The sequence below is a fragment of the Lacrimispora sp. genome, from assembly GCF_047605665.1.
Taxonomy (GTDB): domain Bacteria; phylum Bacillota; class Clostridia; order Lachnospirales; family Lachnospiraceae; genus Lacrimispora.
Genome location: NZ_JASGFH010000024.1, coordinates 1 through 26,171, shown reverse-complemented (window position 1 = coordinate 26,171; position 26,171 = coordinate 1). Strand labels below are relative to the sequence as shown.

Genomic DNA, 26,171 nt, shown 5'->3' with positions numbered 1-26,171 from the left:
ATAAGAGCGGAGAAAGGCGGAGCTATGGAAGTTCTCATAAAGGCAGAGCAGGTTTGCAAGGATTATGTCCTGGGTGAAGTCAAGGTGGAAGCCTTGAAAAACGTGTCTTTTGAAATTCACCGGGGAGAGTTTATTGTCATATTGGGGCCCAGCGGGTCCGGGAAGAGCACTCTTTTGAATATCCTGGGCGGCATTGAAACGGTTACAAAAGGCGCTGTTTACTACGAGGGAACCCCTCTTTCCTGGGAGGACTTAAAAAGCCTTACGGCTTACCGCAGGGCTCATGCCGGATTTATCTTCCAGTTTTACAACTTAATGCCTGGGCTTACGGCGTTTGAAAATGTGCAGTTGGCGGCAGAGCTTTCCAAAGAGCCTCTGGACCCGGAAACACTTCTTGAACAGGTGGGGCTTTTGGACAGGGCGGGCCATTTTCCCAGCAGGCTGTCGGGAGGGCAGCAGCAGAGGGTGGCCATTGCCAGGGCTTTGTGCAAGAATCCCGATATTCTACTCTGCGACGAGCCCACAGGTGCCTTGGACAGCGGCACGGGAAGCCAGATTTTAAAGCTTTTATCGGATTTTAACAGGGAATATAAGAAGACAGTTCTTTTAATTACCCATAATGAGAACATAGCGGAGATCGCGGACCGGGTTTTTTATTTTAAGGATGGGTATCTGGAGCGGATCAGGGTCAATGAGAAACCCTTAAAGCCGGAGGAGGTGGCCTGGTAGTGAAGAGCTTCCGTAAAAATGTATTTCGGTGTGCCATGCAGAATCCGGGGTCTTTTTTAGGAGCAGTCTTTATCATTGCCATCGGGATATTCGTATATGCGGCGATGATGGATACCCTGAGAAATTTGAGGGATCAGGTGGAGCGCTATTATGAAAACAGTTCCATGGCCGATGTATTTGCCCAGGTGTCGGGAATATCGGAAGTGGAGCTGGAGCGGTTAAAGGAAATTCCGGGAATTGCAGCGGTTTCGGGGAAGATGGGGGCTGATGTAAGGCTTCTGGCTCCTTCCCAGACGGACATCGTGACAGTCCATTTACTGTCTTATGATTCTTCTGATGCCTTGAACCAACTGCTTTTTAAGGGAATAGAGGCGGGAGAGGATGGCATTTACTTAGGAACCAGGATGGCGGGAATCTATCAATATGAAACCGGAACCCCTCTGACCCTTTTGATTGACGGAAAAAGCGTGAAGATGGAGCTGGCAGGGTCCTGTTACGGGCCGGAATACATATACGCCATTCCTCCGGGCGGTGCCATGATACCCGATGGTAAGATATACGACATTGCCTGCATGGAAAAAAGCAGAATGGAGGAGCTGACAGGGAAAAGGGACTCCTTGAATGAGCTGGGCTTTAAGCTGGAAAAGGGGTACCAGTACGAGGATGTCCGTTACCAGTTGACGGACCGGCTTCAGGGGTATGGCCTCATCTCCCTTTCTTCCAGAGAAAACCAGGCCAGCTATCAGATGGTTGACGGGGAAATCAGCGAGCTGTATTCCATGGGTACGGTCCTTCCTGTTCTGTTTATGTCTATTTCCGTATTCATGCTTTACGTTGTTTTGAGGAAGATGATTGACAGGGACCAGAGCCTGATCGGAACCATGAAAGCCTTTGGGATGAGCGATGGGGAGCTGATTACGGCCTACCTGTATCAGGGGGCAGAGGTGGGGCTTTTGGGAGCCATCCTTGGAAATGTTCTGGCAGCCCCTTTTGGACGGTACATGTTTCAGATTTATGTGGGCATTTTTAACCTTCCCAATACGGTGTATCAAAGCTACTGGAGCACAAGGCTTGGCAGTACGGCTATGGCCCTGGCGACGGGATTTTTTGCGGTATATCTGGGAGTACGGGGAATCTTAAAGATCAATCCGGCCCAGGCCATGAGGGCGAAGACTCCTGCGTCTGCGGCCACTTTGCGCCTTCCCCGTTTTCTGGCTGAAAGGCTGGATTCCATGGGGAAAATGGGAGTGCGCTCCATTGTGAGAAACCCGTTTCGTGGTTTTTTGATCGTGCTGGCCATTGGTTTTCCTTTTTCCATGTCATCGGTGCTTTTTTCCTTTGAAGGGGTGGCCAATCAGATGTTTTTTGACCAGTTCAGCAAGGTGCAGACCTATGATCTGCAGATATCCCTGGACCGTTACGTGTCTCCCGTGCGCGGAGAGACTGCCGGGGAAGGGCTGAATGGAGTGGCAAAAAGTGAAGCTGTCATCCATATGGCTGCGGAATTAAAGCATGAAAATTTATCGGAATTTGCCATGGTTTACGGCTTGAACCGGGGGTCTGATATGTGGCGCATCATGGATTTATACGGGCAGTATCATGAGCCGCCTGATGACGGGATGATCATAAACAGCCGGATTGCGGGTAAGCTTCATCTAAAGGAAGGGGATTTAATGGAAATATCCGTCCCCGGCCTGACGGCGGAGCGGGTCAAGGTTCCGGTGAAATCTGTCATAAAAGAGAGCCTGGGCAGCGGCTGTTACATATCAGCCAGGGGCTTTTACCGGTTTTTCAACTCCCATCCCATGGCGGGAACCGTTCTTTTAAAGGTGGAAAACGGAAAGATGGAAGAGGTCCGGGAGCAGCTTTTAAAAACCAGCCGGGTGACCTGGATGGTGGATACGGACCGTATCCGTAGCGGCTATCAGGACATGATGGGAAGCATGATGGCCATGATCCAGATGTTTGCTTTTATGTCGGTGGCAGCGGGAGGAATTCTCATTTACAATATATCCATGATCAATATCCGGGAGAGGATTACGGAGCTTGGGACTCTGGTCATCATGGGAGGAACGGACCGGGAAATCGGGAGGATTCTCTTGTTTGAGCAGGCGGTCTACTTTGTGTTTGGAATCTTTATGGGAATATTGGGGAGCAGAGGCGTGAAGTATCTGATCGAGCATCTGGTTGTATCGGATACCTACACCATTGATCTGGCTATCAGTTCTTCCAGCTATGTGACGGCATTTCTCACCTGTCTGGCAATGGCAGGCGTTTCTTTGCTGGCTCAGACCAGGTTTGTGAAGAAAATCAGGCTTACGGACATCTTAAAGGAAAGGGAATAGGCTTATGAAAATCCGATTGGAAGGAAGAAAAAAGAAAATCTGTCTTTTGGCGGCAGGAGCCGCTGCCCTTTTGTTCGTAGGAGGAAATGCGGTAAAGGGCTTGAGGGGATTTGAGGTGCAAACGACAGCGGCCTCTTTGCAGACAGTGGAAGACCGTTATACGGAAGAGGGGATTTTCACTTCAGGAGGGGAATTCCGTCTCGTTTCAGAGGTGTCGGGCCCGGTAAAGGAAGTGCTGGTGGGAGAAAATGAAAGGGTAAAGGAAGGGGACGTTCTGTTTACCATTGACGATTCCGACCTTCTGCGGGAAAAATCCCTTTGTGAAAGCGCCTTATCCGGATACAGGGCCAAGCTGGAGCAGACCCGGATCGGGCAGGTGATGACCTCTTCTCCGCAGGAGTATTTAGAGTCCATCAGACAGGAGGCGGCTGCCAAGGAAGCGGATTACCAGGCGGCAAAAACCGTTTATGATGCCTCCCGGACCCTGTATGAGGCAGGGAGCATTTCCAAAGTGGAGTGGGAGCAGAATAAGGCTTCTTATGAATATTCGGCATTGGCCCTGGAACAGGTCAAGGGCAGGTATGAGGAGAGCCGGCGTTTTCTGGAGAGCTTAAAGACACAGGGAATTGATGAGACTACCATTAACGGAAGGTTTTATGAGAGCGTGGAAGAACAGTTAAAGGCTCAGATCAAGTCTCAGGAAACAACATTAGAGCAGTTGGAGAGCAGGCTGAAAAAATGTGTGGTGGCCGCGGACACCGATGGAATCGTGACCTCTCTTCCTGTTAAGGATATGTCCTATATCCAGGCAGGGGAAACGGCGGCCATGATAAGCGGGCGGGGAAATATTCAGGCTGAGTCTGACGTGCTCACCAGCATAGCGCCTTATCTGGCTCCGGGAGACCCGGTTACAGTGGTTTTACAGCTTAGAAATCAGGATGAAATGTACAGCGGAACCATCAGCCAGGTCTATGACTATGCGGCCAAAGGAACTTCCGCCCTGGGAATGGAGGAATACCGGGTTCATGTGAAGATTGACATGGATGAATCGGAACCGTTAAAGGGAAAAGAAGGATACGGAGTCAACATCCGCTTTCTCTTATATCAGGGGGAAAATAAGCTGGTGGTTCCTTCAAGCGCCATATTTGAAGCCGATGATCAGAATTACGTCTATGTGATTCAAAACGGAAGGGCGGTTAAACTGCCGGTGGAAGCGGAATACAAGACGACTTCCCAGACTGTGATCAAAGAGGGGATTTCAGAGGGCCAGAAGGTCATTGACCATGTGGATTCGGAAGGTATTTATGAAGGCGCAAAGGTATATGACGGTTCATAGACAGGAGAAATACGGACCTGCTTAAAAAAAGGCGGCAGCATGGAGTCCATGCTTCCGCCTTTTTACAGCGCTGAATTAATGAGTGGTGGTTTCATTCAAATAATTATAAATGCTGTACCGGGACAGCCCTAAAAAGTCAGCCAGCTTTTCGGCGGCTTTTTTTATGAGGAAAAAGCCCTTGTCCTCCAGGCCGTGCACAATGGCTACCTTCTCTTCTTTCGTTAAGTTCCCCACGGATTTTCCGGTCATATTGACCGCCTCTTTCATCATGATTTCCAGGAGCTCATCCACATTGCCCACAAAGAGTTCCGGGGTCTGGGGGATAGAGGCGTTGCTGGAGCTGGTGAGGGTGCGGAGGGTGTTTTCACATTTGATCATGTCTGTGATGTCCAGATTGATGCACATGCTTCCGTTCACCTTTCCGTACTCGTCCCGGAAGTATTTACTGGAGGAGCGCAGAATCCGCCCGGTGGGGGTGGCATTGATGTAGCTGTACTGGTCGTCCGGCGATGCGGAGCCTTTTAATATTTCCAGTCCGGCGTTGGTGCCTCCGTCTCCGATCTTTCTTCCGGTCACATGACCGTTCCAGATTGCGACGATTGTTTTGTCATATGGTAATGTGAGGTCGTGTAGAACCACCTCACAGTTTTCTCCAAACTGCATGGCAATACATTTGGCAATATCAGACAGCAGGTTTAGGTTATCAGAAACATATCCCATCGTAGTATCTTCCTTTCAACAAAATGTCTAAATAAATTATAAATGAAATGTAAGGTAAAGTCCAGTAATAATAGAGCATTTGTTTAAGATAAAAAATTAACTATTAAAAACAAACAAAAAAAGAGGTGAAATTAAAATATTATTGTTGACAAAAGATAAAAATCATAGTATATATAAAATATAATTAAACAAAAAGTTGAAGACAAATCAACAAAAAGTTCAAAACCATATTTTATAAGGAGGTAATTTATGAAAAGAGCAATCAGTATTATCATGGCCGCAGGCATAGCAGCATTGGCGGTTACAGGCTGCGGCGGCGGATCAACAGGCCAGACAACGGCTGCCCAGACAACAGCAGCGGGAGGGACAACCGCAGCAGGAGAGACAACTGCAGCAGGAAACGCAGAAGCACAGGTAGTCACCTTCTGGTACAACAACACAGGTGATGAGGCCCTTGTCTATGAGAAGGCCATCAGCGAGTACAACGCTTCCCAGACCAAGTACAAGGTAGAGGGCTTAAGCGTTACCGACGATCAGAAAGTAATCGTAGCCATGAGCAGCAACGAATCACCCGACGTCATCAAGATCAGCAACCAGACCGTTATGCAGTATCAGAAGAACGGACTTTTGGAAAACCTGCAGCCGCTGGCAGACGGAGAGTCCTTTGACGCTTCCATTTATTCCGAGCAGGCTGTTACAGCTAACACCATTGACGGAGATATTTATGCTCTTCCGTTAGACGCTTACACCATTCAGATGTTCTACAACAAGGACTTGCTGGAAGCTGCTGGATTTACAGAGCCTCCAAAGACCATGGAAGAAATGTATGAGATGGCAGTGGCAGCTACCAAGGTAGACGGCAGCGGTAACATCGAAGTTCTGGGCTATCCTTTATTCCCATATGCATCTGCCAGACAGGAGCTGATTTACGGCTTTGGCGGAAGATGGTGGAGCGAAGACGGAAAGCCAACCCCAGAGAACCCAGGCAACTTAGCCAGCTTAAATATGAATGTGAAGTTCAGAGACCAGTTCGGCGGAAAGGCTCTTGACGGATTTATCGGAACAGCCAATACAAACCGTTACACCGAGCAGGATATGTTCTTCCAGGGCAAGCAGTTATTCCGTCTTGACGGTTCCTGGCTGCCTACCATGATGAAGAACTTTAAGTCAACTGTTAACTGGGGCATTACCCTGATTCCTGGAACAGAAGCTAATCCTGAACTGAGAGGAACCAGCCGTTTTGAGACTGACTCCGTAGCAGTTCCGGCTATGGCAAAGAACAAAGAAGGCGCATGGGATTTCACAAAATGGCTCTGCAGTGAAGAAGGCGCTAAGATCATCGACCTTGGAACAGGAAATCTTCCTGCTGTAAAGGCTTTATACGACGATGCTGATATCATCGCAGTTCCTGGATTTGCAGAGTTCATCGACGCACTGAAACTGGAAAAAGGAATCCAGTATCCTGCTATGGCAGATTACGGCGAGTACATATCTATGGTAAATGCCTCTCTGGATACCATCTATGCAGGAACATCAACTCCTGAAGAAGCACTGAAGGCCCTTGCCGGACAGAGCGCAAACTTAAAATAATACTTCGTAACTGTTCAGTAGGGCGGAATAATGGAGTTAAAATCAGTGTCAAGCTTGCTTGTAAGCTGATTTTAGCACCATTATTCTCATCGGAGGAACCTCCGATGCTTCTTGTATGACCGAAGGTCATGCAAGAAGATACCATAGTGAACTGCGAAAACTCATAAAATGGGGCGCTGTAAGCAGAAATCTGCATCTTGCAGCGCCCTTATATTAATATTAGAGAGGGGACAAAGGAATGAAAGGACGAAATAAGGCGCAGCGGAATTTTATCAACGGTCTGCTGTTTTCATCCCCGTGGATTCTGGGGTTCTTGGCTTTTAGCGTATATCCGTTAATAAGCTCCCTGTATTACAGCTTCACAAAATTTAATGCGGTAACAGCTCCCCAATGGGTGGGACTTGATAACTTTAAAGATATTTTCGCCGATCCTCTGGTATGGAAGAGTTTGGGAAATACTTTATTTATGGCATTTATATCCATGCCTGTGAACTTAACCGTGGCTCTTCTTCTGGCCAGCATTGTATGCGGGAATTTCAAAGCAAGGGGATTTGTCAGGACAGCGTTTTTCCTGCCTTCCGTCATTCCCATGGTTGCGGCCACAATGGTATGGATCTGGATGTTTGACCCCACCTACGGTTATATCAACAACGTCCTGAGCTGGTTTGGCATCAGCGGCCCTTCCTGGCTGATGGATGCCCGTTATACGAAATGGGCTCTGGTGCTCATGGGAACCTGGAACACAGGAACCATGATGCTGGTGTGCATGTCCGCCCTCCAGTCTGTTCCGAGAAGCTATTATGAATCGGCAGAAATTGACGGAGCCGGCAGAATCGACAGGTTCTTTCATATCACCATTCCGTGTATTGCACACGTTCTGGTCTATCAGGCCATCTTGAGCCTGATCAATGCCTTCCAGTATTTCCAGCAGGCTTACATCATCATCAATGCGAATGCAGGCGTAAAAGGCGGAAGTGCGGCAGGCGGACCTGAGAACTCCATTCTCATGTATCCTTTGTACGTGTTCCACAATGCATTTACTTATTTAAAAATGGGTAAGGCGACGGCAATGGCATGGGTTTTGTTTGTCATTGTTGCGATTTTAACCGCTGTTATGACCAAGGTAACCAAAAAAGCAACAGAAGATGCAGGAGGTGAATAAGCATGAAGAATCGTTTAGGCAGGATTTTATTTTTTGCCATGGTTGCTGTGCTGGCTTTGATTTTCATATCGCCCTTTATGGTAATGGTGCTCACTTCTTTTAAAACTAACAGCGATGCTTTTACCATCCCTGTAAAGGTACTTCCCAGGCAGTGGGTGACGGACAATTATCCGGCGGCATTTGCGGCAATTCCATATTTCCGGTATATGGGAAATACGGTGTTCATTACGGCTATCTCTCTCGTGGGACAGCTCATGGTCACTCCCATGATCGCCTATTCCCTGGCAAAGATCAAGTGGAAAGGCGCGGATATTATTTCCGGTCTGGTCATGGCGACCATGATGATTCCCATTACAGTTACCATGGTTCCCATGTATAAGATTTATTCCAAGCTTGGACTGACCAGCACTTATATCCCTCTGATTCTCCCGGCATTTTTTGGAAAAGCGTATTATATCGTCATTGTCCGGCAGTTCTTTGCGGGAATTCCAAACAGCCTGATTGAGGCGGGAGAAATTGACGGAGCCACGGAGTTCCAGCGTTATTATAAGATTGCGCTGCCCCTTTGCAAGCCGGCTTTGACCACAATCGGAATCTATGCATTTTTGGATGCATGGAGCGATTATCTCTATCCATTGATTTTCATCACAAAACCAAATATGTATACACTTTCTTTGGGACTTCAGCAGTATATGAGTGAGTATTCCATAGACTGGTCAAGGCTTATGGCAGCGGCGGTTGTATTCGTGCTTCCGGTTATTGTCTGCTTCGCCATTTTCCAGAGAAACTTTGTAGAAGGAATTGCAACCAGCGGATTAAAGGCGTAACAGGAGGCAGAAACCATGGGCAGAATACAGTCTTTAAATGGCATTTGGCAGTGGTGCCGGGAAGGTGACAGTTCCGGCTCCGTATATGAAGGAAAGGTTCCGGGAACTGTGATCAGCCATATGCTGGAGCAGAAGCTGATTGAAGACCCGTACTGGAGATGCAATGAGTACGGCGTCCGGGAGCTGATGGGCAATAACTATATTTATAAAAGAAGCTTTCACGTGTCAGAGGAGGATTTGCAGTCTGACTCAGTGGAGCTTGTATGTGACGGAATCGATACCATTGCTTCTATCCGCATCAACGGCGAAGTGGTGGCAGAGACCGATGATATGCACAGGACATACCGTTTTCCGGTGAGGGAGTACTTAAATCCGGGAGAAAACGGGATTGAAATTTTCTTCTCCTCCCCTCTTGATTTTGTGAGAAAAGAGGATGCAGGGAATGATATCTTTTATGCTTCCACCGGCTGTATCCGGGGAAATGCAGCCCTTCGTAAAGCCCATTATATGTTTGGATGGGACTGGGGCCCCCAGCTTCCGGATATGGGAATTTTTCGTGACATCGCCCTGGAGTATTCCAGCGGTGCAAAGCTGGAGGATGTGCGCATCCGCCAGAATCACGAAGAAGCCGGGGCGGTGAAGCTGAATTTTGAAGTGAAGATCAAGACGCTTTCCGACGGGGCAGGACAGAAATGGTTCACCAAAGTGGAAGTCAGAGACCCGGAAGGTGGGCTCATATCAGAAAAGGTTCAAGACAGCAAAGAGACACAGTCAGAAGAAGTTATCGAAAGTCCCCGTTTGTGGTGGCCTAACGGTCTGGGTGAGCAGCCTCTGTATAAAGTGAGAGTCTGCCTTCTTGATGAGGCGGGAACCTGCTGGGACAGCTATGAGTGCAGAATCGGCCTTCGGACCGTGACTGTGAGCACAGATAAGAATGAATACGGAAATGAGTTCGCCATTACGGTCAACGGGGTAAAGATATTCACAATGGGAGCCAATTATATCCCAGAGGACAGCATTTTACCAAGAGTGACAAGGGAACGGACGGAGCGTCTGATTGAGGACTGCGCTGCCGCCAATTTTAACTGCTTAAGGGTCTGGGGCGGAGGCTATTACCCCGACGATTATTTCTATGATAAATGCGATGAAAAGGGAATTTTGATCTGGCAGGATTTGATGTTCGGGTGCAATGTCTATGCCTTAAATGACCATTTTGAAGAAAACATTGTGGAAGAGACCAAGGACAATGTCCGCCGTTTGAGAGACCATGCCTGTATGGCCTTGTGGTGCGGAAACAATGAAATGGAATGGGGCTGGGGAGATGAGTGGGCCAGAATCAAAGGCCATCACCCCAGATATAAAGCGGATTACATCAAGATTTTTGAATACATCCTTCCCAAAGCCATAAAATCCTGCGATGACGTGACCTTTTTCTGGCCTTCTTCTCCGTCTTCTGGAGGAGCCTTTGACAGCCCCAATGCAATTAACAGAGGGGATCAGCATTACTGGGAGGTCTGGCATTCAGGAAAGCCATTTACTGAGTATGGAGATTTCAGCTTTTGTTCGGAGTATGGATTTCAGTCCTTCCCCCACATCAAAACTATAGAGGCATTTACACTGGAGGAAGACCGGAATATTTTCAGCAGAGTCATGGAATCCCATCAGAAAAATCCGGCTGCAAACGGAAAGATATTAAACTATATAGCCGATTACTTCCTCTATCCCAAGGACACGGATTCCCTGGCGTACATCTCCCAGATTCTCCAGCTAAAGGCCATTGAGTACGGCGTGGAGCACTGGAGGAGAAAACGGGGGCAGTGCATGGGCTCTCTCTACTGGCAGCTCAATGACTGCTGGCCAGTGGCATCCTGGGCCAGCATTGACTACTACGGACGCTGGAAAGCCCTCCACTACGGAGCAAAACGGTTTTACAGCCCATTTACCATTTCCATCGGGGAAGAAGAGGAGATGTCTCCCCATGTGTCGTATTACGTCCACAACGATACCAGAGAAACCCAGGAGTGGAGTGCGGAAATTCTGCTTCAGGATCACGATTTCCAGGTGCTGTGGAAGGAAACGGCAAAAGGAACCATTTCTCCCCTGTCCGTATTAAAAGCCGCGGAAGCTGATTTTTCCCAGTGGACGGACCGGGAGGAAATCCGGTCTTCCATCTTTTCTGCATTCCGGTTATACCGGGATGGAGAGCTGGTTGAGGAGCGCACGGTTCTGTTTGTAAAGCCAAAGCATTTTGACTATAAAGCCCCGGCTTATGATGCGGAAATTTCAGAAACAGAGGAAAGCTTCCTTATTACAGTGAAGTCCTCCTGCTTCTGTCAGTATGTGGAGCTTTATTTAAAGGATTACGATGTTGTTTTCTCTGACAACTTTTTTGATATCACCTCACAGTCAGGGGTTACGGTCTGCATCGGTAAAAATGAGTTTAAGAACCCTGTATCAGCGGATGTATTGAGGGAAAACCTGGTGATCCGCAGCGTGGCTGACAGCTACAGCAGATGAGAAAGGAGGAGATGAAACATGAAACTGACTCAGGAACAGATACAGCAGTTAGAAACGCCCTGTCTCGTCATTGACGTGGATTTGGCGAAGGAAAATATAAGGCGGATGCAGGAGGGGGCAGACAAGGCGGGCTGCCGTCTGCGCCCCCACATTAAAACCCACAAGATGCCCCTGTTTGCCAGGCTGCAGACAGAGGCAGGAGCAGCGGGAATCACCTGCGCCAAAGTGAGTGAAGCCGAGGTCATGGCTGAGGGCGGCATGGAAGATATTTTTATCGCATACCCCATGATCGGAGACTTCCGGATACAAAGGGCAATCACCCTGGCTAAAAGGATCAAGCGGCTGATTCTGGCTATCGACAGTCTGGAGGGCGCAAAGGCCCTGGAAGAGGCGGCTTCTGATCACGGCATGGTGCTGGAGGTCCGCATGGAAATCGACACCGGAGCCGGGCGCACGGGAGTGCCCATGGAGAGGGCCCCAGAGCTGGCCCTTGCGGTGAAGGAGATGAAGCATTTAAACCTGACCGGCATTTTCACCTTTAAGAGTCTCGTTCTGTCGGGAAAGCCTACGGAGGACAATCAGCTCGCTGCGGAGGAAGAAGGAAAGATGATGGCTGAAACAGCCGGACTTTTAAAGGCCGCAGGAGTGGAAATACAGGACATCAGCGCCGGTTCCTCCCCGACAGGCCTCCAGGTGGCCCGGACAGGAATGGTAAATGAAATCAGGCCGGGAACCTATATTTTTGACGACTTCATGCTGACCAAGGAAAAGGTGGCTGAGATCAACGAAATCGCAGTCCGGTTTTATGCGACTGTGGTCAGCTGCCAGCATGAGGAGTACGCGGTGATAGACGGAGGAACCAAGTGCTTTCCAACGGATGTGGCTCCGGCACAGCCGCCCTTTTACTATCCGGGCTATGCGGTGGTGGAAGGGGATGACAACTTAAAACTGTCACGGATGAATGAAGAACACGGCATTGTGACCGCTTCAAATGGCGGCCACGGGCTTCACGTGGGACAGGTGCTGTCCTTAATTCCCATCCATGTGTGCACGGCTGTCAATATGCAGAACACGGTTTATCTCCTGGAAAATGGTTCTCTTAGAAAACAAAAGGTGGATGCAAGGGGGATGCTCATATGACAAGTACCCTGATCAAACATGGAATGATATATGACGGAAGCGGTGCGCCGGGCTTTGAAGGGGATATTCTCATCGAGGATGGGAAAATCACAGAAGTCGCTCCCAGCATTGAGAAAACGGGCGCCCGGATCATCGATGCGTCAGGAAAGGCAGTGACTCCGGGATTTGTGGACATTCACCGCCACTGCGATATCGCTCCCTTTATTCACCCCCATTTTGGGGAAATTGAGCTGGCCCAGGGAATCACCACCACATTTGTGGGAAACTGCGGCCTCGCCCCGGTGCCTTCTGTGCCGGAGTGGCGAAAGGATTTGTACGATTATCTGGAGCCTGTCATTGGAAAGGTGCCTGACGGTCTGGTTTTTGAAACATACGAGGATTACTGCAATGCGCTGGACGGGGCAGACCTTCCCATTAACATGGGTTTCTTTGCCGCTTCAGACAGCATTAAGGTGGCCTTAAAGGGCTTTGGAAACAAGGCATATACACAAGAAGAGCTGGCAAAGGCCCAGGAATATGTGAAAAGCGGGCTGGAGCAGGGGGCCTTTGGAGTCACCCTTGGAATCATGTACCAGCCGGAATGCTACTCTAATAAGGAAGAGCTTGCAGCAGTGGTACGGGCGGCTTCCGGACAGGGCGGACTGGTCTGCACCCACATCAGAGGGGAAGGAGACAGTCTGGTGGAATCCGTGGAGGAGGTCATTGACGTGGCTGCCAGAGGCGGAGTTTCCTTAAACATCAGCCATTTAAAGGCCACAGGAATCCGAAACTGGAACCAGAAGATTTTCGAGGCCATTGACAAAATTGAAAAGGCAAGAAAAAGAGGCCAGGATGTGACGGCAGACTTTTATCCTTATGACGGCGGCTCCACCACCTTGCAGTCCCTCCTTCCGCCCACAGTGATGAAGGATTCCATCGAGGCGCTGGTAGACAGCTTATCAAAGCCGGAGGGCAAGGAATATCTCCGGTCAGAGCTTAAGAAGTCTCATCAGGGCTGGGATAACATGGCCAGCAGCATTGGCTGGAACCGGATTTTAGTCAGCTCCGTCAATTTAGAGAAGAACGGGTTCATGCAGGGGCAGACCATAGGCGCCCTGGCAGAAAAGCTGGGTTATGAAGAGCCTTCGGACTTAGTGGCAGACTTAATTGCGCAGGAAAAGGGAAAAGTGGGAATTATCGTGCTCAGCATGTCCCAGGAGGATGTGGATACTGTGGCCCGGCTTCCCTTTACCATGCTGATTTCAGATTCCCTTTATGGAGGTGATGGGAAAAATGCCCATCCCCGCTTATTCGGAACCACAGCCAGATTTTTAAATGATTTCGTTTTAAAACGCCGGGTCCTGTCCTTTGAACAGGCCATCCACAAGATGACCGGAATGCCGGCCAGCCGGATGGGCATTAAAGACCGGGGATTTTTAAAGGAAGGGTATCAGGCCGACGTGCTGGTGTTTAAGCCGGAGACTTTCCTGGACCATGCGGATTATACGGGAAAGCACGATCTTTGTACGGGGATGGAGCTGGTACTCATAGGGGGAGAAACGGCCTTTGAAAATGGGGTCCTCATGGACCGCAGCAGAGGAAAACTCTTAAGAAAGAGCTAATCACAATCAAAAGGAAAGAAGGAAGCAGACATGAATGTTTATGAAAAATTAAAGGAACTGAATTTGGAAATCCCGGCGGCACCGCCCAAAGGCGGCGTGTATTCCCCATGCCAGGAGTTTGGAGATAATCTTGTTTATATATCCGGCTGCGGCCCCGCCATCGGAGGGGAAAAGGTTGCCGGAAAGCTGGGAAAGGACTTTACAACCGAGGAAGGAAAGACATTTTCCAGAGATGCCATGCTCAATGTGCTGGCAGTATTGCAGGATAAGATCGGGGACTTAAACAAGGTGAAAAAAGGAGTTAAAATCCTCACCTTTGTGGCAAGCGCCGAGGACTTTTACGAGCAGCCTGCAGTGGCAAACGGCGGAAGTGAGCTGCTGGCAGCCCTTTTCGGCCAGGAGTGCGTTCCGGCCCGTTCTGCCATAGGCGTCAATGTGCTGCCCGGCAACATTCCTGTTGAAACAGAAGCCATATTTGAAATCGAAAAATAATGTCAGGTGAGGGACAAACATGGATAGTCAACTGAAGAATAATCTGATAGAATCACTCTATATACATTACCCCTTAAAACCGGAGCACGACAAAAGCATGGAAACCTACAACTTAAAGAAGCCGGTTTTATCTTCCGTCAGCTTGTGGGATGGCACCAGCATGGAGCCGTGGAGCTTTGAGGGAGAGGGAAGAGCCCAGGTAAAGGAAGGAAATATCCTCTGCCTGGAGACTCAGTCAAGGGCAGACCACTGGCCGGATAATGAGGTCCGTGCCAATGACGTGTCTGCAGGACTTTATGCCACCTTTGGAAGCTATATTGCAAAACTCAATGTAAAAGGGATGGATTTGAAAAAGACAAACAGGATATGGTTTAAAATCCGTCCTGTATGCCCCGGCCTTCACAGCCCCATTGTACGGGTGGGCTTTGTCAACAACGGGGAGATCAAAATCCCGGATGTCTATTCCAGAGAGGGCTTTAATGCCATTAACTTAAACAACAACGAGTGGAATACCTGCACCTGGGAGATCGATACCATTGCCCACGATGCCATTGAGGAAATTTCATTTAACATCCACCGCTACGGCAGAGAAGTGAGCACCGGAGAGGATATGTACTTTGAGCTCTGCGACATCCAGCTTCAGGAGGTAAAACCGGGAGTTGTCCATGGCTGGCAGTGCGAAGAAGAGGAAGCCGTATTTTCCACCACAGGCTATTTTACCGATGGGAAAAAGACGGCTATTGCCAACACCTCAGCCGAAGAGTTTGAGATCGTAAAGGAAGAAAACGGTCTGGAAGTGATCTCCTACAGGGGAGAAGTGCAGACGGTGGAAAATCACCTGGGAAAATTCAAGGTTCTGGACTTTTCTGATTTAAAGATACCGGGAACCTACAGAATCCGGTTTGGAAATACGGTGAGCGAGCAGTTTTCCATAGGAGATGACATTCTGGAAAGCTCCTTGTGGAAGCTGATTAACTTCCTCTATTGTGAGAGGTGCGGCTATCCCGTGCCCAACCGCCACGGAACGTGCCATCAGGATGTGTTTGCAGAGCACAACGGGGTGAAGCTGATATTTGCGGGAGGCTGGCACGATGCGGCTGACGTTTCCCAGCAGACCATGCAGACGGCGGAGATTCTGGATTCCGTCATTGCCTCCGCACAGAAGATAAAAGGTTCCGATCAGATGCTCTACCGCAGGATGATGGAGGAAGCCAACTGGGGACTGGATTTCGTTCTGAGAATGAGATTCGGTGACGGATACCGGGCTTCTAATTCGGCCATCCGCAGATGGACCGACAACCTCATTGGAAATATGGATGACTGTGAGGCTGACGTTCACAACCGTTCCTTTGAAAACTTCGTGTTTGCCGCTGTGGAAGCCGGGGCAGGAGAAGCTTTTGAAGAGCTTGACAGAGAACTGGCATGGAAGTGCGTGGATGCGGCTAAGGAAGACTTCAAGTTCGCCCATGAGCGCTTCCAGAAGGTAGGAGTGGAAGGACCTGACCACCTGTTAGAGCATACGGCAGGCTCCAGCCGTTCCCAGTATTACGCTGTGGCTGCCTGGGCGGCTGCCAGGATTTACAAGATCACCGGTGATTCCTGGTTTGGTGACTGTGCCGCCGGGTATGCAAATCAGGTGATTTCCTGCCAGGAGACCGGTGACGGACTGCCCATGAAGGGATTTTTCTACCGGGATGAGAGCAAAAGCCATATCGTGCACTTTTCCCATCAGGCCAGGGACCAGGTCTTTGTCATGGGTCTGGCAGAGGTTTGTGTTGCATTAACAGACCATGAGAACAAACCGATGTGGGAAGAGAGCATGAGGCTTCACGGGGAGTATTTAAAGGGTCTTCAGATATATACGGCGCCTTATGGAATGCTGCCTGCCGGAATCCACCACATCAGTGAGGCAGACGACAGAGAGGCCTTCCACGTGGTCCATCCCAAGGTGGATTATGAAAGAGAGCGGATCAATTACATCGAACAGTTGAAACAGGGCGTGGATTTGGGAGGCGGATATTATATCAGAACCTTCCCGGTCTGGTTCTCCTACCGGGGAAATTCAGCCATTCAGTTGTCCATGGGAAAGGCCGCTTCTATTATAGGAACGTATTTTAAAGACAAAGAGTTAATTGAAATCGGAAGAGAGCAGCTTTACTGGACTTTGGGAAAAAATCCCTTTGGCCAGTCCCTGATTTACGGGGAAGGAAACCACTATGGACAGGAGTACACGGCTTTGCTGGGAGAAACCGTAGGTGAAATGCCTGTAGGCGTTCAGACCAGGAGAAATGAAGACCTTCCCTACTGGCCTCCTGCCAATATCGCTACCTACAGAGAGGTGTGGACAACGCCTCCGGGGCGCTTTATGTGGATCGCTGCTGATGTGATTTAAACCGAAGGCCCCCAGGGCTTTCGGCTGCACGGATTATTGCGTATTTAATGCGGAGGAAGTCGTATGATGAAGCAGTACGTTGCCGGACTGGATATCGGAGGCACGACCGGAAGGATGAAGTTAAAAAGCCTTGACGGGCAGCCCCTGGGAGAGTTTTACGGACCGGGATGCAGCCTCAATACGGATGGAGAGGAAAAAAGCGGGGAGAGATACCGGGAACTGGTTCTTCCCGCTCTGGAAGAAAGCGGCTTAAGGCCGCAGGACTGCGCTTCCATCTGTATTGCGGCAAGCGGGATCGATTCTCCTGAGCTGGAGGGAATCTGCCGCCGGGCATTTCTTGCCATGGGATTTGGGGAAGAGGCCATCATCATCCAGAATGACTGTGAAATATTTCTCAATCTGTCAAAAGCCCCCGCCCTGGTTCTGGTAGCAGGAACAGGGTCCATCAGCTATGGAAAGGATGAGAGGGGAAAGGTTGTGAGAACCGGCGGCTGGAACCATATTTTAAGTGATGAGGGAAGTGCTTTTCACATTGGAATGTGTGTGATCAAGCATGTGAGCAATCACTTAGACGCCAGGGAGAGCTGCCCGGTCCTTTACGGAGATTTTTATGAAAAGACCGGGATCAGTGACTTATCCAAGCTGGACGAATTCATTAATGCGAATTTGATGGATAAGGCGGTGATCGGGGCTTTGGCCCCCCTCTCCTCCCTGTCCTTTGAGGCTGGAGAACCGGCGGGGATTTCCATCATAGAGGAAAGCGCCGGGGTTTTGGCTGATCTGGTGAAGGACACCTGCCGGAAGCTGGAGCTGGGACAGGATCAGGCCGCCCATCTCTGGCTATGGGGAAGCGTTCTGGTCCATAACGACCATATCAGGGAGCGGGTGATGGACTTAGTCCATGAAAGCTATTGTAATATGGAAATAAAAATCCCGGAAAAACGCGCCCTTGATGTGGCGGTCCGGGTGGCAGAGTGCAGTGTGAAAGAGGCGTAAATGGACGGTGTTTAAGGTGCGGTTTCTTCTATAAATATAGGGAGCCGCGCCTTGGATATGGTTCAAGAGGGAGATAAAGGAAATAAAGGTTTACAAAATTATGTTGACAAGTCACATAATAGTTGGGTATAATAACAACGAAAATCTAAGCATAAGGCATCGGACAATGTGGTCATGAAAAGGTTCTGGTTTTTTTTGACTGCATTTTTTGTTACATATTTCAAAAAAATCCCTTCGGGGCAGCCGGTACTTATGCAATGAAGAGGAGGATATTATGAAGAGAGTTAGTAAGTTGGCAGCACTCATGCTTGGAACTCTGTTGGTCGCTTCCATGGCCGGCTGCGGCAGCAAACCCAGCACCGGTACAGAGACAAAACAGAGCGGAAGCGAAACAGGCGGCAGCACAGACGCTGCATCAGGCAAGGTATTAAAAGTGCATTTTGATGTGGAGGTAGCCTCCATGGACCCGCAGATCGCTACAGACGGAACTTCCTTTGAGACAATTGCAGCAATCACAGAGGGACTGTATTCTGTTGATGAAGCAGGATCTCCGATTTTAGCAATGGCTGAATCTGTAGACAAAAGCGAAGACGGCTTAACCTATACCTTTAAGCTGAGAGATGCTCAGTGGAGCAACGGCACTCCTGTAACTGCAAATGATTTCGTATTTGCATGGAGACGTCTCGTAGATCCCGCTGTAGCAAGTGAATATGCATTTATCGCCGGTATCGCCGGTCTTAAGAATGCAGAAGCAATCACAGCAGGCGAGGTAGCACCAGACCAGCTTGGAGTAACAGCACAGGATGACAAGACCCTTGTAGTATCTTTAGACGTTCCGGTACCATTCTTTGAGTCCCTGATGTCATTCCCATCCTTCCTGCCGGTAAATGAAGAATTCTTTACCACAGCAGGCGACAGCTTCGGAACATCACCGGCAACTATTTTAGGAAACGGACCTTTCATGATCACTTCCTATGAGCCGGCAGCAACCACCATCACACTGGCTAAGAGCCCTACTTACTGGGACGCTTCCAAAGTTAATCTGGACGGCATTCAGTATCAGATCATCAAGGATTCCCAGCAGACTATGCTGTCCTACCAGAACGGTGATTTAGATGTGGCAGCTCTTTCCGGAGAGCAGGTAGAGCAGTTCCAGGCAGATCCTGAATTCCATAACATCATGGCAGGATACTTATGGTACTTATCTCCAAACCAGACCGTAAAGGGCCTGGAGAACGTAAATCTTCGTAAGGCCATGGCTTTATCTTATGATAAGGCAGCTCTGGCTAAGAATGTCCTTAAGGACGGTTCCATTGTAGCGAACTTCGCAGTTCCTACTTTACTGGCTACCGGACCTGACGGAAAAGACTTCCGTGAAACAACAGGAACTTATTTTGAAACTGACAAGGCTAAGGCTCTTGAATACTGGGAGACTGCTAAGGCTGAGTTAGGGGTAAGCGAACTGAAGTATATCATGATCGTAGAGGATACAGAATCTGCCATCAATGTGGCGCAGTTTATCCAGTCTGAAATCCAGACTACCTTACCTGGAATCACTATTGAGCTTCAGACCATGCCAAAGAAGAACCGTGTAGAGAGAATGCAGCAGGGTGACTTTGAAATTGGCTTAACACGTTGGGGACCTGACTATGCAGATCCTATGACCTACTTAGGAATGTGGAAAACCGGCAGCCCTAACAACTACGGTTTCTGGTCCAATGCAGATTACGATGCTATCATCGAGTCAGCTACAAAGGGCGAACTGGCCGTTGACGTAGAAGCCAGATGGGAAGCATTAAAGAAAGCAGAAGAAATTGCAATGGATGAAGCTGTTATCATGCCTGTATATCAGAAGGGTGATGCAGTAATGATTAAGACAGGTGTTGAAGGAGTTGAGTTCCATTCCGTAGGCATCAATCGAATCTATAAAAATGCGACTATGAATTAATCGGTAGAAGCAGACTATTCCGCTTTATTAGGAATGCATTGTAGTGACGCTGTCGGGTGTGCCTGCCACAGAAGACGGCGTCACTATTTTTTGCTTACTGCAGACAAGGAGTGTGGATTTGTGAAAAAATATATAATGAAGCGGGTTGCAATATCCGTCGTGACCCTGCTGGTGATCCTTTTAATATTATTTTTGATGCTGGAGTTTATGCCCGGATCACCATTTAACGACGAAAAGCTGACGGAGACCCAGCGGGCCATCCTCAACGCAAAGTATGGGCTGGATCAGCCTTTGATGGCACGTTTTTTCAATTACATCAGAGCAATGCTGAGCGGAGATTTTGGGGTTTCCTATACCATATCCAAAAATACGCCCATTACAGCCCTGCTTGAAACAAGACTGCCTATTTCCTTAAGAATCGGAGGACAGGCAATCTTAATCGGCACGATTATCGGCTTGATTCTGGGTATTATAGCAGCAATCAAGCATAATACCATTTATGATACCATTACCACTGTTATTTCCGTATTGGGTGTCAGCCTGCCATCCTATGTATTTGCTATGGCTCTGATCTACTTCCTGGGATTCCGGCTGAAATGGTTCCCTCTGCTTTATCAGATGCAGGCGCCTGTTTATTCCTCTATCATGCCTACCATATCTCTTTGCATGTTCACCATAGCCACGGTGGCCCGTTTTACCAGAACGGAGATGTTAGAGGTATTGGGTTCCGATTACATGCTTTTGGCAGAAAGCAAGGGATTAAACAGCTTCCGTCTGATTTTCAAGCACGCCCTGAGAAATGCCCTGATCCCTATTATCACGGTATTAGCTCCTCTGGTGGTGGGACTGATGACAGGAAGTCTGGTTATTGAAAAGCTCTTTTCCATACCCGGAATCGGAAGCCTTCTGGTATCGGCCATTCAATCCAACGATTATAACGTGGTTGTGGCGCTGACCTTTATTTACAGCATTATGTATATTGGAATTATGCTCGTGGTGGATATTCTCTACGGCGTTATCGATCCGAGAATCAGACTTGCAAAGGGGGATGACCATGAATAATACAGAACTTGAATTTGCACCGGATGACTTTTTACTGGTCGGTGCGGAAAAAATCTCCCGTGTGGATGAAACCTTTCCAAGCAAACCCATGTGGAAGGACATTCTGGCAAGGTTTACAAAGAACAAAGGGGCAGTTGTGGGAACCGTTCTCATTCTGCTTGTCATCCTCATGGCTGTGATCGGCCCCGGCATGACGGAGCACACCTATGATTCCCAGATCATTTCCCATCAGAACCTGGCTCCCAGAATTCCCGGAATGGAAAAAGTGGGCATTTTTGACGGTTCTGAACAGATGAGCACTTCCACAGGCATGATCGTTCAGAATAAGTATGTATCAAAGGACGGAACAGCCACCGGGCTGGAGGATATTTATTACTGGTTTGGAACCGATGTTCTGGGAAGGGATATTTTCACCAGAACCTGGACCGGAACCAGAATTTCACTCTATATCGCTTTGGTTGCCGTTATTGTGGACATGTGCTTCGGTATGATCTACGGTCTGGTCTCCGGATACTTCGGCGGCAAGGTGGACATGGTGTTACAGCGTATTTCCGAGGTGCTTAACGGCATCCCTACACTGGTAATCGTTACCCTGCTGATCCTGGTATTTAAGCCGGGTCTCGTCACCATCACCCTTGCTTTGGCCATTACCGGCTGGATCGGAATGAGCAGAATTGCGAGGGCCCAGGTGTTAAAGCTGAAGGAGCAGGAATTCATCCTGGCCTCTAAGACACTGGGAGCTAAGGATTTGTTCATTATCTTTAAGGAAATACTGCCAAACATTTTCGGACAGTTGATTATCATGTCCATGTTTTCCATTCCGAACGCAATCTTTACGGAAGCGTTCCTGGCCTTTATCGGTCTTGGAGTGCCTCAGCCCCTTGCATCTTTGGGCTCCCTGATCAGCGACGCATTTAAGTCGTTTACAACTCATCCTTATATGATTATCTTCCCGGTAATCGTGCTGGCAATCATCATGCTCAGCTTTAACATGATGGCGGACGGTCTCAGGGATGCGTTTGATCCCAAGATGAAGGAAATGTAGGAGGCGGAAGATGGAAAAGAGAAAGATTTTATCAATCAAGGATTTGTCCATATCCTTTAAAACCTCAGCCGGTGAAGTGAACGTAATCCGGGGCATGAACCTTTCCCTGTATAAAGGAGAAACCCTTGCTATCGTAGGAGAGAGCGGCAGCGGCAAGTCGGTAACAGTAAAAGCGATTATGGGCATTTTAAGCAGCAACGGAAAGATCAACAGCGGAAACATTGAGTTTCGATATAACCGGGGAAATGAAGAAGTGGTTACGGACTTACTCACCCTTTCCAAAAAGGAGATGAGAAGCCATATCAACGGCAAGAGAATTGCCATGGTATTCCAGGACCCTATGACCTCCTTAAATCCAACCATGACTATCGGCGCGCAGATTATGGAGGGGATGATTTATCATTACCATACTCCTAAAAAAGAGGCCTATGAAAAGGCCCTCAAGCTGCTGGAGCTGGTAGGCATTACAGACCCTGAAAAGCGTATGAAGAACTATCCTCACCAGCTTTCCGGCGGTATGAGGCAGAGAGTGGTCATTGCCATTGCCTTATCCTGTGATCCGGAACTGCTGATCTGTGATGAGCCGACCACGGCTCTTGACGTGACCATTCAGGCCAAGATTCTGGAGCTCATTAAGGACATTCAGGCCAAGACAGGAATTTCCGTTATCTATATCACCCACGATTTGGGAGTGGTGGCTAAGGTTGCGGACTATGTTGAAGTTATGTATGCGGGCAAGGTGGTGGAAATGGGTACAACGGAAGAAATTTTCTATCAGCCCAGACATCCCTACACCTGGGGCCTGCTATCCGCTATGCCGGATTTAAACAGCAACGATGACAAGCTTTATACCATTCCCGGAAGCCCGCCAAACCTGCTTGGGCGTGTGGATGGAGATTCCTTTGCGCCCCGGAATATTTATGCCTTAAACATTGATTTTAAGAAAGAACCGCCCATGTTTAAAATATCGGATACTCATTATGCGGCTACCTGGCTTCTTCATGAGAACGCTCCTGAGGTTCAGATGCCGGAGGAACTGAAAAAGAGAATTGATATGATGTTAAAAGACGGACCGGTTATGGAAAAGGAGGCGAGAGAGTGATGGAAAAGAGAGAGCCTCTGTTAAAGGTAAATGATTTAAAGCAGCATTTTAAGGTGAGCCGTAAATTTACGGTCCGGGCGGTGGATGGCGTTTCCTTTGAGATTTATCCAGGGGAAACGTATGGACTGGTTGGCGAGTCAGGAAGCGGAAAGTCCACCATCGGGCGTTCCATCATCCGGTTGTATGAGCCTACTGCGGGAGATGTGATTTTTAACGGACAAAATATTTCCGGAAAGCTTTCTGCCAAGGATACAAAGCTTCTCCGCACCAGGATGCAGATGATTTTCCAGGACCCTATGGCGTGTCTGAATCCCAGGAAAAAGGTTATGGACATTATTGCTCAGGGATTGGATATCCACCAATTGTATAACAGCCAGGAGGAGCGCCGGGAGAAGGTGTATCAGATTCTGGACATGGTGGGCCTTGCAAGTGAGCATGCAGACCGTTATCCTCATCAGTTTTCCGGCGGACAGAGACAGCGAATCGGCATTGCCAGAGCGCTGATTATGAATCCGGATTTGATTATTGCCGATGAGGCGATCAGTGCCCTTGATGTGTCCATTCAGGCTCAGGTGGTGAACTTGATGAAGGACATTCAGACCAGGACCAATACAGCTTATTTGTTCATTGCCCATGACTTATCCATGGTAAAATATATTTCTGACAGGATTGGTGTGCTTCATCTGGGGCATCTGGTGGAGACGGGGACAAAGGAAGAGATCTTTGATCACCCGATTCACCCATATACCAAGTCCCTGCTTTCGGCGATACCGCAGCCTAATCCCATTGAGGAGAGAAGCCGGACAGCCGTCAGCTATGATTATAAAACCAGCGGAATTGACTATAGTAAGGGAGTGCAGCAGCACATCGGAGGCCAGCATTACGTTCTGGCAACAGCCGAGGAGCTTGCGGCCTGGACCAAATAGAAAAAACAGAACTCTGCGCCTGCATATTGCGGGAGCAGGGTTCTCTTTTATTTTCGCATTTTATCAGTCCCTTTCACAGACTCTTCACATATTCATCAAAATCCTTTCACAGATTCCAGGTATAGTAATAAATGTAAACAAGGCAAAGTCCTTTTGATATAGACTTTTTTTCATACTCAGCCGGCGGGATTTTTCCTGCCGGCTCCTCCCTTTTTGGGGGTATTTATCTATCTTGATATCTAAAATTAAGGGCATTATTTTCCCCATTCTATAAAAGGTTTACCTTTCACGTCCAGGGCATGAAGTTCTGTTTGATATCCGTTTAAAAACCCCTTGAATATAATATATCAAGCGCCAAACTGCGCCGTCCAATAATTGATAGGAGGAAGCTTTATGCATTCCCAGGAATTCAAGGATATGAGTATATGTCATTGTGACAATACAAGAAAGTGTTCGTGTGATAAATGTTCCAATCAGGAAAAAATAATATGCAGGCCTTGCTCGTGCTGCCGTTGTATCGGTCCTACCGGCCCTGCTGGACCAACCGGCCCTGCCGGTGCTCAGGGGCCCACAGGTCCAACGGGGCCGGCGGGAAGCCAAGGCCCTATAGGGCCAACGGGTCCCCAGGGAGAACCAGGGCCAACGGGGCCGCAAGGAGACTCCGGTCCTGCTGGCCCAACAGGTCCTCAGGGAGAACCGGGTCCAACGGGTCCGCAGGGTGCCCCCGGTCCTGTAGGTCCAACAGGTCCCCAGGGAGAGTCTGGTCCAACGGGTCCGCAGGGAGAAAACGGTCCAACGGGTCCGCAGGGAGAAAACGGTCCAACGGGTCCGCAGGGAGAACTCGGTCCAACAGGTCCCCAGGGAGAAACCGGCCCTGCCGGTCCATCAGGAGGCCCCACCGGTCCAACAGGCCCTCAGGGAGAAACCGGCCCGACAGGTCCACTCGGTCCAACAGGCCCCCAAGGAGAAGCCGGCCCTACCGGCCCCCAGGGTGAAATCGGCCCTACCGGTCCTCTTGGTCCAACAGGTCCTCAGGGAGAAGCCGGTCCTGCTGGCCCGCAGGGTGAAATTGGTCCTACTGGTCCTCTTGGTCCAACAGGTCCTCAGGGAGAAGCCGGCCCTGCTGGCCCGCAGGGTGAAATCGGCCCTACCGGTCCTCTTGGTCCAACAGGTCCCCAGGGAGAAGCTGGCCCTGCCGGTCCTCAGGGAGAAGTCGGCCCAACGGGTCCGCAAGGAGAAGTCGGTCCTACTGGTCCGCAGGGAGAATCTGGTCCCACGGGTCCACAGGGAGAATTGGGTCCAACAGGCCCGCAGGGAGAATCCGGTCCGACAGGTCCGCAAGGGGAGTCTGGCCCAACAGGTCCGCAAGGAGTACAGGGTCTGACAGGCCCCCAGGGAGAAACGGGTCCCACCGGTCCGCAGGGAGAAATCGGCCCCACCGGTCCTTCGGGAGGCCCCATTGGTCCGACAGGTCCCCAGGGAGAAGTCGGTCCAACAGGCCCCCAGGGAGAAATCGGCCCAACAGGCCCGCAAGGAGAAGTCGGCCCCACTGGTCCGCAGGGAGAATTGGGTCCAACGGGTCCACAAGGAGAACTAGGTCCGACCGGCCCACAAGGAGAGATAGGTCCCACTGGTCCGCAAGGAGAACTAGGTCCAACGGGTCCGCAAGGAGAGATGGGCCCAACTGGCCCGCAGGGAGAAGTAGGCCCGACCGGCCCACAAGGAGAACTAGGTCCAACAGGTCCGCAGGGAGAAGTAGGCCCAACTGGTCCGCAGGGAGAAGTAGGTCCCACCGGCCCACAAGGGGAACTAGGCCCAACTGGTCCGCAGGGAGAAGTAGGTCCCACCGGTCCACAGGGAGAAGTAGGTCCCACCGGTCCGCAAGGAGAGATGGGTCCAACAGGTCCACAGGGAGAAGTCGGCCCAACCGGTCCACAAGGAGAAGTAGGTCCAACGGGTCCACAGGGAGAAGTAGGTCCTACCGGCCCGCAGGGAGAGATAGGTCCAACAGGCCCGCAGGGAGAAATCGGCCCAACGGGTCCACAAGGAGAATTAGGTCCCACAGGTCCGCAAGGAGAGATAGGTCCCACAGGTCCGCAGGGAGAGATAGGCCCAACGGGTCCACAGGGAGAAGTAGGTCCAACAGGCCCGCAAGGAGAGATAGGCCCCACAGGACCGCAAGGAGAGATAGGCCCCATCGGTCCGCAGGGAGAGATAGGCCCAACAGGCCCGCAAGGAGAG

The 26,171-nt window shown here is 49.7% G+C and carries 19 protein-coding genes; 17 read left to right on the top strand and 2 right to left on the bottom strand.

Annotated elements, in window-relative coordinates; translation table 11 throughout:
- The first annotated feature begins 24 nt into the window (after positions 1-24).
- Genes QM657_RS17155 through QM657_RS17145 form a run of 3 tightly spaced genes read left to right on the top strand, consistent with a single transcriptional unit; the run spans position 25 to position 4,410 of the window.
- Positions 25-729 (top strand): ABC transporter ATP-binding protein, encoded by a 705-nt coding sequence (locus QM657_RS17155; RefSeq protein WP_415067920.1) that lies wholly within the window; start codon positions 25-27, stop codon positions 727-729.
- On the top strand, positions 729-3,074 hold the full coding sequence (locus tag QM657_RS17150) for an ABC transporter permease (RefSeq protein WP_415067919.1): 2,346 nt from the start codon (positions 729-731) through the stop codon (positions 3,072-3,074). The genes QM657_RS17155 and QM657_RS17150 overlap by 1 nt, the downstream gene beginning before the upstream one ends.
- 4 nt (positions 3,075-3,078) lie before the next feature.
- The gene (locus QM657_RS17145; RefSeq protein WP_415067918.1) at positions 3,079-4,410 is read left to right on the top strand and encodes an efflux RND transporter periplasmic adaptor subunit; all 1,332 of its coding nucleotides are present in this window, start codon (positions 3,079-3,081) and stop codon (positions 4,408-4,410) included.
- Between the two features lie 75 nt (positions 4,411-4,485).
- On the opposite strand, the gene QM657_RS17140 is transcribed toward QM657_RS17145, so the two are convergent.
- The gene (locus tag QM657_RS17140; RefSeq protein WP_415067917.1) at positions 4,486-5,130 is read right to left on the bottom strand and encodes a helix-turn-helix transcriptional regulator; all 645 of its coding nucleotides are present in this window, start codon (positions 5,128-5,130) and stop codon (positions 4,486-4,488) included.
- 249 nt (positions 5,131-5,379) lie between these two features.
- Here QM657_RS17140 and QM657_RS17135 point away from each other — a divergent pair, with 249 nt between their 5' ends.
- The 14 genes from QM657_RS17135 (at position 5,380) to QM657_RS17070 (ending at position 23,930) form a co-directional block, all read left to right on the top strand.
- Positions 5,380-6,720 (top strand): ABC transporter substrate-binding protein, encoded by a 1,341-nt coding sequence (locus tag QM657_RS17135; protein ID WP_415067916.1) that lies wholly within the window; start codon positions 5,380-5,382, stop codon positions 6,718-6,720.
- 238 nt (positions 6,721-6,958) lie between these two features.
- The gene (locus QM657_RS17130; protein ID WP_415067915.1) at positions 6,959-7,882 is read left to right on the top strand and encodes a carbohydrate ABC transporter permease; all 924 of its coding nucleotides are present in this window, start codon (positions 6,959-6,961) and stop codon (positions 7,880-7,882) included.
- Between the two features lie 2 nt (positions 7,883-7,884).
- Complete coding sequence (locus QM657_RS17125; RefSeq protein WP_415067914.1) at positions 7,885-8,709, top strand: carbohydrate ABC transporter permease; 825 nt, start codon at positions 7,885-7,887, stop codon at positions 8,707-8,709.
- A gap of 15 nt (positions 8,710-8,724) precedes the next feature.
- Positions 8,725-11,226: a beta-mannosidase gene (locus QM657_RS17120; RefSeq protein WP_415067913.1), complete on the top strand. Its 2,502-nt coding sequence runs from the start codon at positions 8,725-8,727 to the stop codon at positions 11,224-11,226.
- An 18-nt stretch (positions 11,227-11,244) separates the two neighbouring features.
- Positions 11,245-12,366, top strand: coding sequence for an alanine racemase (locus QM657_RS17115; RefSeq protein ID WP_415067912.1), 1,122 nt, complete (start codon positions 11,245-11,247; stop codon positions 12,364-12,366).
- Positions 12,363-13,967, top strand: a complete 1,605-nt coding sequence (locus tag QM657_RS17110) for an N-acyl-D-amino-acid deacylase family protein (RefSeq protein WP_415067911.1) — start codon at positions 12,363-12,365, stop codon at positions 13,965-13,967. The genes QM657_RS17115 and QM657_RS17110 overlap by 4 nt, the downstream gene beginning before the upstream one ends.
- Before the next feature lie 30 nt (positions 13,968-13,997).
- Positions 13,998-14,459: a RidA family protein gene (locus QM657_RS17105; RefSeq protein ID WP_415067910.1), complete on the top strand. Its 462-nt coding sequence runs from the start codon at positions 13,998-14,000 to the stop codon at positions 14,457-14,459.
- 19 nt (positions 14,460-14,478) lie between these two features.
- On the top strand, positions 14,479-16,851 hold the full coding sequence (locus QM657_RS17100; protein ID WP_415067909.1) for a glycoside hydrolase family 9 protein: 2,373 nt from the start codon (positions 14,479-14,481) through the stop codon (positions 16,849-16,851).
- A 63-nt stretch (positions 16,852-16,914) separates the two neighbouring features.
- Positions 16,915-17,847 (top strand): BadF/BadG/BcrA/BcrD ATPase family protein, encoded by a 933-nt coding sequence (locus QM657_RS17095; protein ID WP_415067908.1) that lies wholly within the window; start codon positions 16,915-16,917, stop codon positions 17,845-17,847.
- A 274-nt stretch (positions 17,848-18,121) separates the two neighbouring features.
- A complete protein-coding gene (locus tag QM657_RS17090) occupies positions 18,122-19,795 on the top strand; it encodes a peptide ABC transporter substrate-binding protein (RefSeq protein ID WP_415067907.1) in 1,674 nt (557 codons plus the stop codon).
- Between the two features lie 120 nt (positions 19,796-19,915).
- On the top strand, positions 19,916-20,857 hold the full coding sequence (locus QM657_RS17085; RefSeq protein WP_415067906.1) for an ABC transporter permease: 942 nt from the start codon (positions 19,916-19,918) through the stop codon (positions 20,855-20,857).
- A complete protein-coding gene (opp3C, locus tag QM657_RS17080; RefSeq protein WP_415067905.1) occupies positions 20,850-21,902 on the top strand; it encodes an oligopeptide ABC transporter permease in 1,053 nt (350 codons plus the stop codon). Before QM657_RS17085 ends, opp3C begins: the two co-directional genes overlap by 8 nt.
- 10 nt (positions 21,903-21,912) lie before the next feature.
- Positions 21,913-23,004, top strand: coding sequence for an ABC transporter ATP-binding protein (locus QM657_RS17075; protein WP_415067904.1), 1,092 nt, complete (start codon positions 21,913-21,915; stop codon positions 23,002-23,004).
- Complete coding sequence (locus tag QM657_RS17070; RefSeq protein ID WP_415067951.1) at positions 23,004-23,930, top strand: ABC transporter ATP-binding protein; 927 nt, start codon at positions 23,004-23,006, stop codon at positions 23,928-23,930. The genes QM657_RS17075 and QM657_RS17070 overlap by 1 nt, the downstream gene beginning before the upstream one ends.
- Before the next feature lie 1,246 nt (positions 23,931-25,176).
- On the opposite strand, the gene QM657_RS17065 is transcribed toward QM657_RS17070, so the two are convergent.
- Positions 25,177-25,425: a hypothetical protein gene (locus QM657_RS17065; RefSeq protein ID WP_415067903.1), complete on the bottom strand. Its 249-nt coding sequence runs from the start codon at positions 25,423-25,425 to the stop codon at positions 25,177-25,179.
- Between the last annotated feature and the right edge of the window lie 746 nt (positions 25,426-26,171).